Annotated in this window: 10 protein-coding genes and 1 other annotated feature; of the genes, 2 read left to right on the plus strand and 8 right to left on the minus strand. The window is 59.5% G+C overall.

Features of this window, described 5'->3' with window-relative positions; genetic code table 11:
- Positions 1–1,689, plus strand: coding sequence for a YbaL family putative K(+) efflux transporter (ybaL, locus tag C1N84_RS13770; RefSeq protein ID WP_021508650.1), 1,689 nt, complete (start codon positions 1–3; stop codon positions 1,687–1,689).
- A 97-nt stretch (positions 1,690–1,786) separates the two neighbouring features.
- Here ybaL and C1N84_RS13775 read toward each other — a convergent pair whose 3' ends face one another.
- From C1N84_RS13775 to C1N84_RS13790, 4 genes are all read right to left on the minus strand, one after another.
- On the minus strand, positions 1,787–3,088 hold the full coding sequence (locus tag C1N84_RS13775; protein ID WP_260641438.1) for an inosine/guanosine kinase: 1,302 nt from the start codon (positions 3,086–3,088) through the stop codon (positions 1,787–1,789).
- 58 nt (positions 3,089–3,146) lie between these two features.
- Positions 3,147–4,106 (minus strand): ferrochelatase, encoded by a 960-nt coding sequence (gene hemH / locus C1N84_RS13780; protein ID WP_021507223.1) that lies wholly within the window; start codon positions 4,104–4,106, stop codon positions 3,147–3,149.
- 115 nt (positions 4,107–4,221) lie between these two features.
- Positions 4,222–4,866: an adenylate kinase gene (gene adk, locus C1N84_RS13785; protein ID WP_021507222.1), complete on the minus strand. Its 645-nt coding sequence runs from the start codon at positions 4,864–4,866 to the stop codon at positions 4,222–4,224.
- 151 nt (positions 4,867–5,017) lie between these two features.
- Positions 5,018–5,845, minus strand: coding sequence for a DUF6024 family protein (locus C1N84_RS13790; protein ID WP_058769403.1), 828 nt, complete (start codon positions 5,843–5,845; stop codon positions 5,018–5,020).
- A 189-nt stretch (positions 5,846–6,034) separates the two neighbouring features.
- On the opposite strand from C1N84_RS13790, the gene C1N84_RS13795 reads away from it, so the two are divergent.
- Positions 6,035–6,904, plus strand: a complete 870-nt coding sequence (locus C1N84_RS13795; protein WP_058769402.1) for a LysR substrate-binding domain-containing protein — start codon at positions 6,035–6,037, stop codon at positions 6,902–6,904.
- Between the two features lie 129 nt (positions 6,905–7,033).
- Here C1N84_RS13795 and htpG read toward each other — a convergent pair whose 3' ends face one another.
- From htpG to dnaX, 4 genes are all read right to left on the minus strand, one after another.
- Entirely contained in the window at positions 7,034–8,908 is a 1,875-nt protein-coding gene (htpG, locus tag C1N84_RS13800) for a molecular chaperone HtpG (protein ID WP_059012363.1), read from the minus strand.
- Between the two features lie 100 nt (positions 8,909–9,008).
- Complete coding sequence (recR, locus tag C1N84_RS13805; RefSeq protein WP_031279660.1) at positions 9,009–9,614, minus strand: recombination mediator RecR; 606 nt, start codon at positions 9,612–9,614, stop codon at positions 9,009–9,011.
- Entirely contained in the window at positions 9,614–9,943 is a 330-nt protein-coding gene (locus C1N84_RS13810; RefSeq protein WP_010616869.1) for a YbaB/EbfC family nucleoid-associated protein, read from the minus strand. Before C1N84_RS13810 ends, recR begins: the two co-directional genes overlap by 1 nt.
- A 49-nt stretch (positions 9,944–9,992) precedes the next feature.
- Entirely contained in the window at positions 9,993–11,972 is a 1,980-nt protein-coding gene (gene dnaX, locus C1N84_RS13815) for a DNA polymerase III subunit gamma/tau (protein WP_132466464.1), read from the minus strand.
- Positions 10,590–10,651 (minus strand) — a sequence feature (DnaX frameshifting element). (Overlaps the previous gene by 62 nt.)
- Positions 11,973–12,014 lie beyond the last annotated feature (42 nt).

Raw genomic sequence — 12,014 nt, forward strand, 5'->3', positions numbered from 1 at the left:
ATGCATCACACTACCCCGTTGATCACCACCATTGTCGGAGGTCTGGTCCTCGCATTTCTCCTTGGTATGCTGGCGAATCGCCTGCGCATCTCGCCGCTGGTCGGCTATCTGCTGGCCGGCGTGCTGGCGGGTCCTTTTACCCCGGGCTTCGTCGCGGATACCAATCTGGCCCCCGAACTGGCTGAACTCGGCGTCATTCTGCTGATGTTCGGCGTCGGTCTGCACTTCTCGCTAAAGGATTTGATGTCGGTAAAGTCGATCGCCATTCCCGGTGCCATCGCGCAGATCGCGGTCGCCACGCTGCTGGGAATGGGTCTGTCATGGGCGATGGGCTGGTCATGGATGACCGGCCTGGTGTTTGGCCTGTGTCTTTCTACCGCCAGTACCGTGGTGCTGCTGCGCGCGCTGGAAGAGCGTCAACTTATTGATAGCCAGCGCGGGCAAATCGCCATCGGCTGGCTGATCGTCGAAGACCTGGTGATGGTGCTGACGCTGGTGCTGCTGCCAGCCATCGCCGGCATGCTGGAGCAGGGAAATGCCAGCCCGACGCTGCTGGCGTGGGACCTGTTACTGACCATCGGCAAAGTCGCTGCCTTTATGGTGCTGATGATGGTGGTCGGCCGCCGCGTAGTGCCGTGGATTCTGGCCAAAAGCGCCGCCACCGGTTCACGCGAGCTGTTTACGCTGTCGGTACTGGCGCTGGCGCTGGGTATCGCGTTCGGCGCGGTGGAATTCTTTGATGTTTCCTTTGCCCTCGGCGCCTTTTTTGCCGGCATGGTGCTGAATGAATCAGAGCTCAGCCACCGGGCGGCACACGACACGCTGCCGCTGCGCGATGCGTTTGCCGTGCTGTTTTTTGTCTCGGTCGGCATGCTGTTCGACCCGATGATCCTGCTGGAGCAGCCGCTGGCGGTGCTGGGTGCGCTGGCCATTATCGTGCTGGGCAAATCGATTGCCGCCTGGCTGCTGGTCACGCTGCTCGGCCACTCACGGCGCACCGCGCTGACCATCTCCGTCAGCCTGGCGCAGATTGGCGAATTCGCTTTTATCCTCGCCGGACTGGGGATTTCGCTCGGTATGCTGAGCGATGAAGGCCGCAACCTGGTGCTGGCGGCGGCGATTCTCTCCATCATGCTTAACCCGATTCTGTTTACCGTGCTGGAGCGTTATCTCGACAAAACCGAGACCATGGAAGAGCAGACGCTGGAAGAGGCAATTGAAGAAGAGAAGCAGATTCCGGTGGATATCTGCAATCATGCGGTGATCGTGGGTTACGGTCGCGTCGGCAGCCTGCTGGGACAGCAGCTGATGGAAGCTGATGTGCCGCTGGTGGTGGTGGAGAATTCGCGCCCACGCGTCGAAGCGCTGCGCGAACAGGGCATCAAAGCCGTGCTGGGCAACGCGGCGCGAGTCGATACCATGGATTTAGCGCGTCTTGACTGCGCGCGCTGGCTGCTGCTGACCATCCCCAACGGCTATGAAGCCGGGGAAATTGTTACCGCCGCGCGCGAAAAGCGGGCGGATATTGAGATTATCGCCCGGGCGCATTATGACGATGAAGTGGCCTATATCATGGAGCGTGGCGCCAATCGCGTGGTGATGGGCGAGCGAGAGATTGCCAACAGTATGTTGCATGTATTGCAGGAAGAGATCGCGCAAAACCCGATTGTGCGCGAGTGCCCGATTTAAGACGTTATTACACCGTAGCGGCGCAATTTATTGCGCATACTAAAGCCATATCACGGCTGAAGAATGCGCAATAAATTGCGCCGCTACGGGTTCGTTATTACCTGTCCCAGTAAGACTCTTCTAAACTGTCTTCCCGCTCCGGCAGCCCGCGCGTCAGACGCGGTGAGTGCTGGTTCAGCACCTGATAACTGACGCGGTTGGCATATTTACACACCTGCGCCAGCGACGAGTAGGTCAGGTATTCGCGGGCGTGTTTGCTGGAGTTCGGTACTTTCTGACGGTGGAAATTGTTGGCGGTAATATCGTGCAGCAGCGCCGCCAGCGCGCCATCACCGGCACCGTTGGTGTTCATGATCTTCTCCGGACCGCCCATGTAAGGCGCAATGTGCGAGAAGATCCGCAGCGGCTGCTGGCAATCCTGATGACGCATGGCGCGGCTGAACTCAAACTGGTTGAACTCGGCAATCGCCCCCGGCAACAGCGGATGATTGGTTTTGCGCTTAAAGGCGTCTTCGGTGAACCCGGCCATATACAGCCCGGTCGGTCCGGCGGTGCACAGCACCAGATCGACCCAGTCCAGCGCCATGTTGGAGGCCAGCAGCGGATCCGCTTCGCCGGTCAGCGCGAACGCTTCCTCTTCATTCATCGCCACAATCGAGACGTGTTCGCGCAGGAAATCGCGCCAGAACTGCGGGTTATCCTGAATCACATATTTGGTACCGAGCGTCAGCACCACCGGTACATTGTGCTTTTTGGCGAACTCAATGGCCCGCAGCGTCGCTTCCGGCATCGGTTCGCCCGGCTGACAGCGCACCAGGTAGGATGTCAGCACCAGCGCCGACGCACCGGCAATCACCTCTTCCGGAATACTGGCGGCCTGCAGCTGGTTCATCAGACCAGGGCTGATAGCAAAGGTGCGCTCGCCCTGCTCGCCGATCAGGGTAAAGCAGCGGCCAATGGCGCCATCGACGCCCTGCAGGAAGTTAAGGTCCATGCGGCTGGAGGTATTGCACAGGTAGCGATAGGCGTAACCGCCAATCTGGATGTTGTTACACATCACGCCGAGCAGCACCGAACGGTCATCAGCGAGCACCGAGTAGTTGTGCAGGGTATTACCGATGGTGCCGCCGGCAAACTGGTGACTGATCAGCTGCTCGCGCATCAGCTCGTTATACAGCGCTTCGGCGGTCGCATCGTCGATCACCAGCGAATGACCGGCGCTCAGACCATAGCGCTGCAGGAAGTCGTCATCGACTTTGGCTTCGATATCCACCAGCGTCTGGTCGATACCCACCACCCAGCTGCCCTCTTCCTGCTCCTGCTGGGAAGCCTGCAGCAGCGGATCGCGCGCGTTGACGGGAAAATAGTGTTTGGATTTGCGTTTGCCGGGAAATTTCATGAAAGCTGCCGTCAGGGAAAATCAGGCAGAGAATGATATCACATTCTCTGCCGCACCCTTAACGGCGCGCTTGTACCAGCTGCACCATCATCTCGATGTGCTCATCATCCGCATTAAGCGCCGGAATGTATTCAAATTTCTCGCCGCCAGCGTGCAGGAAGATTTCGCAGTTTTCGCCGCTGATCTCCTCCAGCGTCTCGAGGCAGTCCGCCGCAAAGCCTGGACTCATCACCTGCACATGTTTGATCCCTTTGGCCGGCAGGCTTTTCATGGTCTCATCCGTGTACGGCATCAGCCACGGCTCGCGGCCAAAGCGCGACTGGAAGGTCATCATGATTTTATGCGGCGCAATGCCGAGCGCGGCGGCCAGGGCATCGGTGGTGTCTTTACAGCGCAGCGGATAATCGTCGCCTTCATTGGCGAAGCGCTGCGGAATGCCGTGGTAAGAGAGCACCAGCAGATCCGGCTCGCCGTGTTGGGCAAACGAGCGCTCTACCGAGGCCTTCAGCGCGGCGATATAGGCCGGATGTTCGGCGTAATCGCGGATAAAAGCCACTTCCGGCAGGGAACGCAGCGGTTTAAAGCTGGCCGCCAGGCCATCCCACACTGCCGCCACCGTGGAGCAGGAGAACTGCGGATAGAGCGGCAGCACGATGAATTTGGTGACACCCTGCGCCAGCAGACGCTCAACCGCACCGTTGAGGCTCGGCTGGCCGTAACTCATGCCCAGCTCTACCGGCATATCGAGCCGCTGCGCCAGCGCGGCACGCTGCCGTTTGCTGAACACCATCAGCGGGGAACCTTCGTCCATCCACACCGATGCGTACAGCTTCGAGACGCGCGGCGAGCGGAACGGCAGAATGATGAAATTGAGAATCGGCCACCACAGCCAGCGCGGCGTATCCACCACGCGCGGATCGCCGAGGAACTGTTTCAGATAGCGTTTCACCGCCGCGGTGGTCGGTGCGTCTGGTGTACCTAAGTTAACCAGTAAAACCCCAGGCTTATCTTGCCTCATTGTATTTCCTTGATGTCGCAGACAATGGTTCTGAATCGGGGGAAATTGTAGCGGAAAAAGCGGAGGGGGAAAGCAATTGCTGCAAAAGGGCCGGACAACCGGCCCTGGTCACCACTTAGCCGAGGATATCGGCCAGCTGTGCACTCACTTCGGTCACCTGGCGGGTGCCGTCGATTTTGTGGTATTCGGTGTTACCGGCTTCGGCTTCTTTGCTGTAGTAAGCAATCAGCGGCGCGGTCAGCTGATGGTATTCCACCAGACGCTTACGCACGGTCTCTTCCTGGTCGTCTTTACGCGTGGTCAGCTCTTCGCCGGTCACGTCATCTTTACCTTCCACTTTTGGCGGATTGTATTTGATGTGGTAAACGCGGCCTGACGGCGCATGCACGCGGCGGCCGACAATGCGATCGACAATCAGTTCGTCCGGAACGGCGAACTCGAGCACGTAATCCACCTTGATGCCCGCCTCTTTCATGGCGTCAGCCTGCGGAATGGTGCGTGGGAAACCATCGAGCAGGAAGCCGTTTTTGCAGTCTTCCTGCGCGATACGCTCTTTAACCAGCGCAATCACCAGCTCGTCAGTTACCAGTTTACCGGCATCCATGATGGCTTTCGCCTGCTGGCCCAATTCGGTGCCGGCTTTGACAGCCGCACGCAACATGTCGCCCGTGGAGATCTGCGGAATACCGTATTTCTCCATGATGAATTGAGCCTGAGTGCCCTTACCTGCGCCCGGTGCCCCGAGCAGAATAATACGCATTGCGTAATTCCCCTTGCGAATCGCATTGATCAATCTGAGAAGGCCAAGAACATACCATTATGACCCGCACACCACAAGGCAACGGGCCCCCGGGCGCTGAAAGGCCTACTTTGACCTGCTTTAGCGCGGTGCGCCAGTAGCAGGCGCGTTTTTAAGAATTTCGGCTGTCTCTGAGCACCTCGCGCAGCCGTTTTTTTAGCGCAGCGGTGACGTTCTGCGGCTTATTGCCGTTGCCGCGTACGCTGACCGGCAAAAACAGGCGATGCGGCGCGGGCAGCAGCTGCATATCCGCGGGCAACGCTGGCAGCGCACTGCCGGGCGGCAAGGGCAGCAGCGCAAACGGCAGGCCGGGCTGGTGAATCGACTGCAGCGTGAACGGCGTATCCAGCGTCAGGCTGTCGACACTGGCAACGTTAAAGGGCTGCCAGTCGTCCTGCGCCATGCACTCCAGCGCGCGTTCCGGCGCGTCACCCAGCGCCAGTCCCTGTTCGAACAGCCGCAGTTCGCTGCGCACCAGCGTACTAAAATCATGGGTACGCAGCGCAATCAGCACCAGATCGTCGCTCAGCATCGCATGCTGATTCAGCTGGGTGACAAACAGTCGTGCCTCGCTGATGAGTCGTTTATGCAACACGCTGGCGAAGGAGCCGGACGCGTGCGTCACGCCCTGGCTCTGGCAGGCGTTCAGATTGCGCACCCGGCCCTGCTGCATATCGACGTGATCGACCAGCGCGATATTGCCCGCCATCATCGGCAGGGCTGGCAGCACGCTGAGTTCGCTGACCGGATATTGCGCGGCGTAGCGCGTCTGATTGCGCGCCTGCTCCTGGCGCAGAAACAGTTGCGAGAGCAGCACGCGCGCGATGTGCAGTGAAGGGGCAAAAAACAGATCGTAATTTTCCAGCCGATAGTGACGGGACAGCAAGCCGCGCAGCCGATCGCGCGCCGCCGCCCTGGCAGTAGCCTGTTGTGAAGTCATCACGTGACATTTCTCTTGGTTATTCTGCTGTGTGAAGCTGGCGCTGGCAGCGGACATCACCGCTGCTGTACACAGCGCAGCCGGTCCGTCAACCCGCCAGATTAAGCAGGAAAGGTTAGGTTAATGCGGCTGGACATTAAAATGATATAAACTGACAATCCCTGTTAGGTTTTTACACAGGGGATGAGTATGACCGCGCTTCCGTCGTTACGTGCACTGCACTATTTTCATCAGGCGGCGCTGCATTGCAGCTTTAGCGTCGCGGCCGAATGTCTCCATGTCACCCACAGCGCCATCAGCCATCAGATTCGCCAGCTGGAGAGCTGGATGGGCAAACCCCTGTTCATCCGCACTAACGGGCGCGTGCGCTTAACCTCTCACGGCGAACGTCTGCTGGTGAGCTGCCAGAAAGCCTTTAGCGAACTCTCTACCACCTGCGTAAGTATTCGCACCGGGATGCGCAATCATCTGAGCGTCGCCTGTACCCCAAGTTTTTTATCCCAGTGGCTGATTCCGCGCATCAGCAGCTTTTACCAGCGCTATCCGGATATTGAAGTGCAATTTCAGCCGCAGGGCGAGATTGCTCAGCTGCGCAGCGAGCACACCGATGTGCTGATCCTCAGTTATGAACAGGCGCCGGACGACGACATTGATGCCTCGCTCATCAGCGATGATTACGTTGGCCCGCTGTGCGCCCCACAGTACGCGGCGCGTTTTCACAGCGAGCAGGATCTGGCGTCGCTGCCGCTTTTGCACGCCGATACCCGCCTGCAGGCCTGGGCCGAATGGGCGAAGATCAGCGGCGTGCGCGGTAATTTTTGGCTGGGCAAACATTTCGATAATCTGACGCTGGCGATTCAGGCCGCGAGAAACGGGCTGGGCGTGATTGTGGCGCCGCGCCTGCTGGTGCGTCAGGAGCTGAACGACGGCACGCTGATTGCGCCGCTGGGGTTTGTGCGCGCCGACCGTGCCACCTGGATGATGACCAAGCGGTCACGCCAGCACGATGCGGAGATTACGTTGTTCCGGGATTGGCTGCGGGATGAAGCGCTGAAGTAAGCAAGGGCGGCATAAATAAAAAAGGTCGTCATTAATGACGACCCTACAGAGAGTGGACAGTTGTCGAATCGGTGACAGGTAACCTGTAGGGTCGGCATTTATGCCGACCGTTTCGATTACCGCACCGCGTTACGCCGTCAGCAACTGATTCATGCGGCGGATAAACTGGTTAGGATCGTCCAGCGTGCCGCGCTCAGCCAGCAGCGCCTGATCCAGCAACAGTTCAACCCACTCCGCAAAGCGCGCTTCATCCTGCGTATCAGCCACGCGTTTCACCAGCGTATGCTCCGGGTTGATCTCAAAGATGTACTTCACTTCCGGCACATCCTGACCGGCTGCAGCGAACAGCTTCGCCATCTGCGTGGTCATTTCGTTGGCGTCGGTGGTGACAATCGCCGGCGTGTCGGTGAGGCGATGGGTCAGGCGCACCTCTTTGACGCGCTCGCCCAGCAGGGTTTTCACGCGATCAACAAACGGCTCCAGCGCTTTTTCCGCTTCCTTCTGTGCTTCCGTCTCTTCGTCCGCCAGCTTGCTCAGCGACTCATCCGCTTTGCTCACCGACTGGAACGCTTTGCCATCGAACTCCGTCAGGTAGCTCATCATCCACTCGTCGATACGATCGGACAGCAGCAGGACCTCGATGCCTTTCTTACGGAACAGCTCCAGATGCGGGCTGCTTTTCGCGGCGGCATAGCTGTCGGCAGTGATGTAGTAAATCTTCTCCTGCCCTTCAACCATGCGGCTGACGTAATCGTCAAGCGAAACGGTCTGCGCCGCGCCTTCGCTCTGGGTGGTGGCGAAACGCAGCAGTTTAGCAATCGCCTCCTGGTTGGCATGATCTTCCGCCGGCCCCTCTTTCAGTACCAGACCGAACTCTTTCCAGAACTGCTGATATTTCTCTGCGTCGTCTTTGGCCAGTTTTTCCAGCATCTGCAGGCTGCGTTTGGTCAGCGCGGCGCGCAGGCTCTGCGTGACGCGGCTGTCCTGCAGGATCTCACGGGAAACGTTGAGCGGCAGATCGCTGGAATCAATCAGGCCACGCACAAAGCGCAGGTAGTTCGGCATGAACTGTTCCGCGTCATCCATGATAAAGACGCGCTGCACGTACAGTTTCAGACCGTGCTTGCTGTCGCGGTTCCACATGTCGAACGGCGCACGCGACGGGATGTACAGCAGGCTGGTGTACTCCTGCTTACCTTCGACGCGGTTGTGGCTCCAGATGGCCGGGTCGCTGAAATCATGGGCGATGTGTTTGTAGAACTCGTTGTACTCTTCGTCGCTGATTTCGCCTTTGTTGCGCGTCCACAGCGCCTGGGCTTTGTTGATCTTCTCCCAGGTGACGGTGTCGTTCTCTTCGTCTTTGGTCTCGATCTCCACCGGCAGCGCGATGTGATCGGAATATTTGCTGATCACGTTGCGCACGCGCCACGCGTCAAGGAAGTCATCTTCGCCTTCACGGAAGTGCAGCGTAATTTCGGTGCCGCGATCGGCTTTCTCAATCTCCGCCAGCGTATACTCGCCTTCGCCAGCGGATTCCCAGAACACGCCTTCGTCGGCTTTGGCGCCCGCGGCACGGGTGCGTACCGTCACTTTGTCAGCGACGATAAACGCCGAGTAGAAACCGACACCGAACTGGCCGATAAGCTGGCTGTCTTTTGCCTGATCGGAACCCATCGATTCCAGAAACGCTTTGGTACCGGATTTCGCGATGGTGCCGAGGTTTTCAATCACCTCATCACGGCGCATACCGATGCCGTTATCGCTCAGCGTCAGCGTGCGTTTTTCCTTGTCGACCGAGATACGCACGCGCAGGTCGCCATCGCCTTCGTACAGATCCGGCGTCGACAGTGCGCGGAAGCGCAGCTTGTCAGCCGCATCGGAGGCGTTGGAGATCAGTTCACGCAGGAAAATCTCTTTGTTTGAATAGAGGGAATGGATCATCAGGTGCAGAAGTTGTTTTACCTCTGACTGGAAGCCACGCGTCTCTTGTCCTTTCATGGTCATTGCTACCTCAACAGAATCGGGGTTGATCAATTGTTGAGAGTGAAATGGGGATGGTGGGAAGAATTTCAAGCCGGTATCGCAGCAGGATACCGGCAAGTGGTCAGAATTTAATCTTGTGCCGTCCGGCAAGCGAGTGCGACAGCGTTGTGCCGTCGACCATTTCCAGTTCACCGCCAACCGGAACCCCGTGCGCAATGCGGCTGGCGTCAACGCCATACTGGCCGCACAGCTCGGCGATATAGTTAGCCGTGGCTTCGCCTTCCACCGTGGGGTTGGTGGCGAGGATCACCTCCTGCAGCGTCTCACGTTCGAGGCGCTGCTCCAGCCGATCCAGGCCAATGTCCTGCGGGCCGATGCCGTCCAGCGGCGACAGATGGCCCATCAGCACAAAGTAACGACCGCCAAACTGGCCGGTCTGCTCGATGGCGTGGATATCCGCCGGGCTCTCCACTACGCAAATCTGGCCGTTTTGCTGACGGCGGGGATTGGCGCAGATGGTGCAGATCTCCTGCTCGGTGAAGGTGCGGCAGTCGGAACAGTGGCCGATTTCTGCCATGGCGCGGGTCAGCGCCTGCGCCAGACGCATGCCACCGCTGCGATCGCGCTGCAACAGATGAAACGCCATGCGCTGCGCCGATTTCGGGCCAACGCCCGGCAAACAGCGCAGCGACTCCATCAAAGCTTCAAGCAGTGGACTGGTTTGCATCAGAACGGCATCTTGAAGCCAGGCGGCAGCTGCATACCGGCAGAGACGGACGCCATCTTCTCTTTCTGCGTTTCATCAATACGGCGCGCCGCATCGTTGAACGCCGCAGCGATCAGATCTTCCAGCATCTCTTTGTCATCTTCCAGCAGGCTGGGATCGACTTCCACGCGGCGGCAGTTGTGCGCACCGTTGATGGTCACTTTGACCAGGCCAGCCCCTGATTCGCCGGTGACTTCCAGTGCGGCGATCTCTTCCTGAACTTTGGCCATTTTATCCTGCATCTGCTGGGCCTGTTTCATCAGGTTGCCCAATCCGCCTTTACCAAACATAGTTTTCTCTCTCTGCTGGGGCTGCGCGCAACGCTGCGCGACAGCGTGATCATACGGGTCGGATACTCTCTTCATCCAGGTCCGCATCAAAGAAGCGACGCAGCGTCTGAATGTGGGTATCGCTTTCGATCGACTGACGCGCCTGCGCCAGTTTCTCTTCATAAATAGCCTGACGCCACTCCAGCGGCGTCAATACCGCCGGATTATCGTCTTCCACGATGGTCAGTTCAACCGGCTGGCCGGCCGCCTGGCTCAGCGCCTCCTGAATCGCCTGGCGCGCCGGGGCAGAGTTGAGATGACGCTGGCTGCTGCGCAAATGCAGCGTCACGCCCTGCTCATTCACCTCTTTCCACGCGTTCAGCGCGACCTGCTGGACCAGCTTCGGCAGCGTCAGCGTGGCGATTTCCGCCGCCCAGGCATCGCGCTGCAGCGCCTCTTCCGCCAGTTTGAGCGCCAGCTCTGGCGTTTTCTCATGCTCCAGCGCAGAACGCAAGGCTTTTGGCGTCGCCACCGGCTCCGGCTTGATCTCCTCCTGCTGCTGAGCTTTCCAGCGATACGCTTCCGGTTTCGCCGGCGCTTTTACCGCCGGTTCAGACGCGCGCTGTTGCACGCGCTCGGTGACGCTTGCCAGACGTTCCAGCGCCGGGTTTGCCGGCCGCGCGGAACGCGCTGCCGGCTCACTCTTTTTTGCTTTGCCGGCTCCCTGACGCAGCAGCTGCGTCCGCGCCTGTAACAGCTGACTGGTGGCGTCGGGCAAGTTATCCGGGGCCGGTGCCATATCGGGATAATCATCGGCCGGCGGCGGCGACTCATCCATCGGCGGTGCCATCTGCGGCTGCGCGGCCACAGCGGGTGCGGCTTTGGTCTGAGGCGCTGGCGCGGCAACGGCCGGTGCGGCCTGCGGCGTCAGCGACGGGCGCGCCACCGGTTCAGCGATGGTGGCCTGCGGATGAAACGCCAGTGCACGCAGCAGCGTCATTTCCACGCCGAGCCGGCGATCCGGCGCCAGCGGCAAATCTTTGCGCCCCATCAGCAGCGTCTGATAATAGAGCTGAACGTCAGCAGGCGGCAGCACGCGCGCCAGTTCGCGCAGGCGCTGCGCCTGGCTGGCATCATCTTCGCCAAGCGAGCTGGGCAGCAGCTGGACCATCGCGATACGGTGCAGCAGACGCAGCATCTCCACCAGCAGCGCCTCCCACTCCACGCCGCGCGATGCGGCCTGATTCAGCAGCGCCATCACCTGTTCGCCGTTGCCTTCCACCAGCGCTTCAATCAGCGCCAGCGGCTGTTCATCATCCAGCGTGCCCAGCATTTGCGCCACGCTGTCGCGCGTGACGCTGCCCTGCCCCATGGCAATCGCCTGATCGGTGAGGCTGAGCGCATCGCGCATACTGCCGTCGGCGGCACGCGCCAGCAGATGCAGCGCGCGCGGCTCGGCGTCAATCTGCTCCTGCTGCAGCACGTGCGCCAGCTGCTGCTGAATTTGTTCGACGTCGAGGGCTTTCAGGTGGAACTGCAGGCAGCGCGACAGAATGGTTACCGGCAGCTTCTGCGGATCGGTGGTCGCCAGCAGGAATTTCACGTGTGACGGCGGCTCTTCCAGCGTTTTCAGCAGCGCATTAAAGCTGTGGCGCGACAGCATGTGCACTTCATCGATCAGATAGACCTTAAAGCGCCCGCGTGCGGGTGCATACTGGACGTTATCCAGCAGGTCGCGCGTGTCTTCCACTTTGGTGCGCGAGGCAGCATCGATTTCAATCAGATCGACAAAGCGCCCCTGTTCAATCTCGCGACAGTTATCGCACTGTCCACAGGGCGTGGCCGTAATACCGGTTTCGCAGTTGAGGCCTTTGGCCAGCAGACGCGCAATCGAGGTTTTCCCCACGCCGCGCGTGCCGGAAAACAGATAGGCATGATGGATGCGTCCCAGTGACAACCCGTTGGCCAGCGCCGTCAGCACATGTTCCTGACCGACTACGTCGGCGAAAGCCTGGGGACGCCATTTTCGCGCAAGTACCTGATAGCTCATGTGGATTCAATCACTGGAGTTGTTTAACCTGGCACAGCAGCA

The sequence above is a fragment of the Pantoea sp. SGAir0418 genome, assembly GCF_043529865.1.

Bases quoted from the DNA above. Each gene is read 5' to 3' on its own strand.
- ybaL (WP_021508650.1), top strand. From the start codon at position 1: ATGCATCACACTACCCCGTTGATCACCACCATTGTCGGAGGTCTGGTC.
- C1N84_RS13775 (WP_260641438.1), bottom strand. From the start codon at position 3,088: ATGAAATTTCCCGGCAAACGCAAATCCAAACACTATTTTCCCGTCAAC.
- hemH (WP_021507223.1), bottom strand. From the start codon at position 4,106: ATGAGGCAAGATAAGCCTGGGGTTTTACTGGTTAACTTAGGTACACCA.
- adk (WP_021507222.1), bottom strand. From the start codon at position 4,866: ATGCGTATTATTCTGCTCGGGGCACCGGGCGCAGGTAAGGGCACTCAG.
- C1N84_RS13790 (WP_058769403.1), bottom strand. From the start codon at position 5,845: ATGACTTCACAACAGGCTACTGCCAGGGCGGCGGCGCGCGATCGGCTG.
- C1N84_RS13795 (WP_058769402.1), top strand. From the start codon at position 6,035: ATGACCGCGCTTCCGTCGTTACGTGCACTGCACTATTTTCATCAGGCG.
- htpG (WP_059012363.1), bottom strand. From the start codon at position 8,908: ATGACCATGAAAGGACAAGAGACGCGTGGCTTCCAGTCAGAGGTAAAA.
- recR (WP_031279660.1), bottom strand. From the start codon at position 9,614: ATGCAAACCAGTCCACTGCTTGAAGCTTTGATGGAGTCGCTGCGCTGT.
- C1N84_RS13810 (WP_010616869.1), bottom strand. From the start codon at position 9,943: ATGTTTGGTAAAGGCGGATTGGGCAACCTGATGAAACAGGCCCAGCAG.
- dnaX (WP_132466464.1), bottom strand. From the start codon at position 11,972: ATGAGCTATCAGGTACTTGCGCGAAAATGGCGTCCCCAGGCTTTCGCC.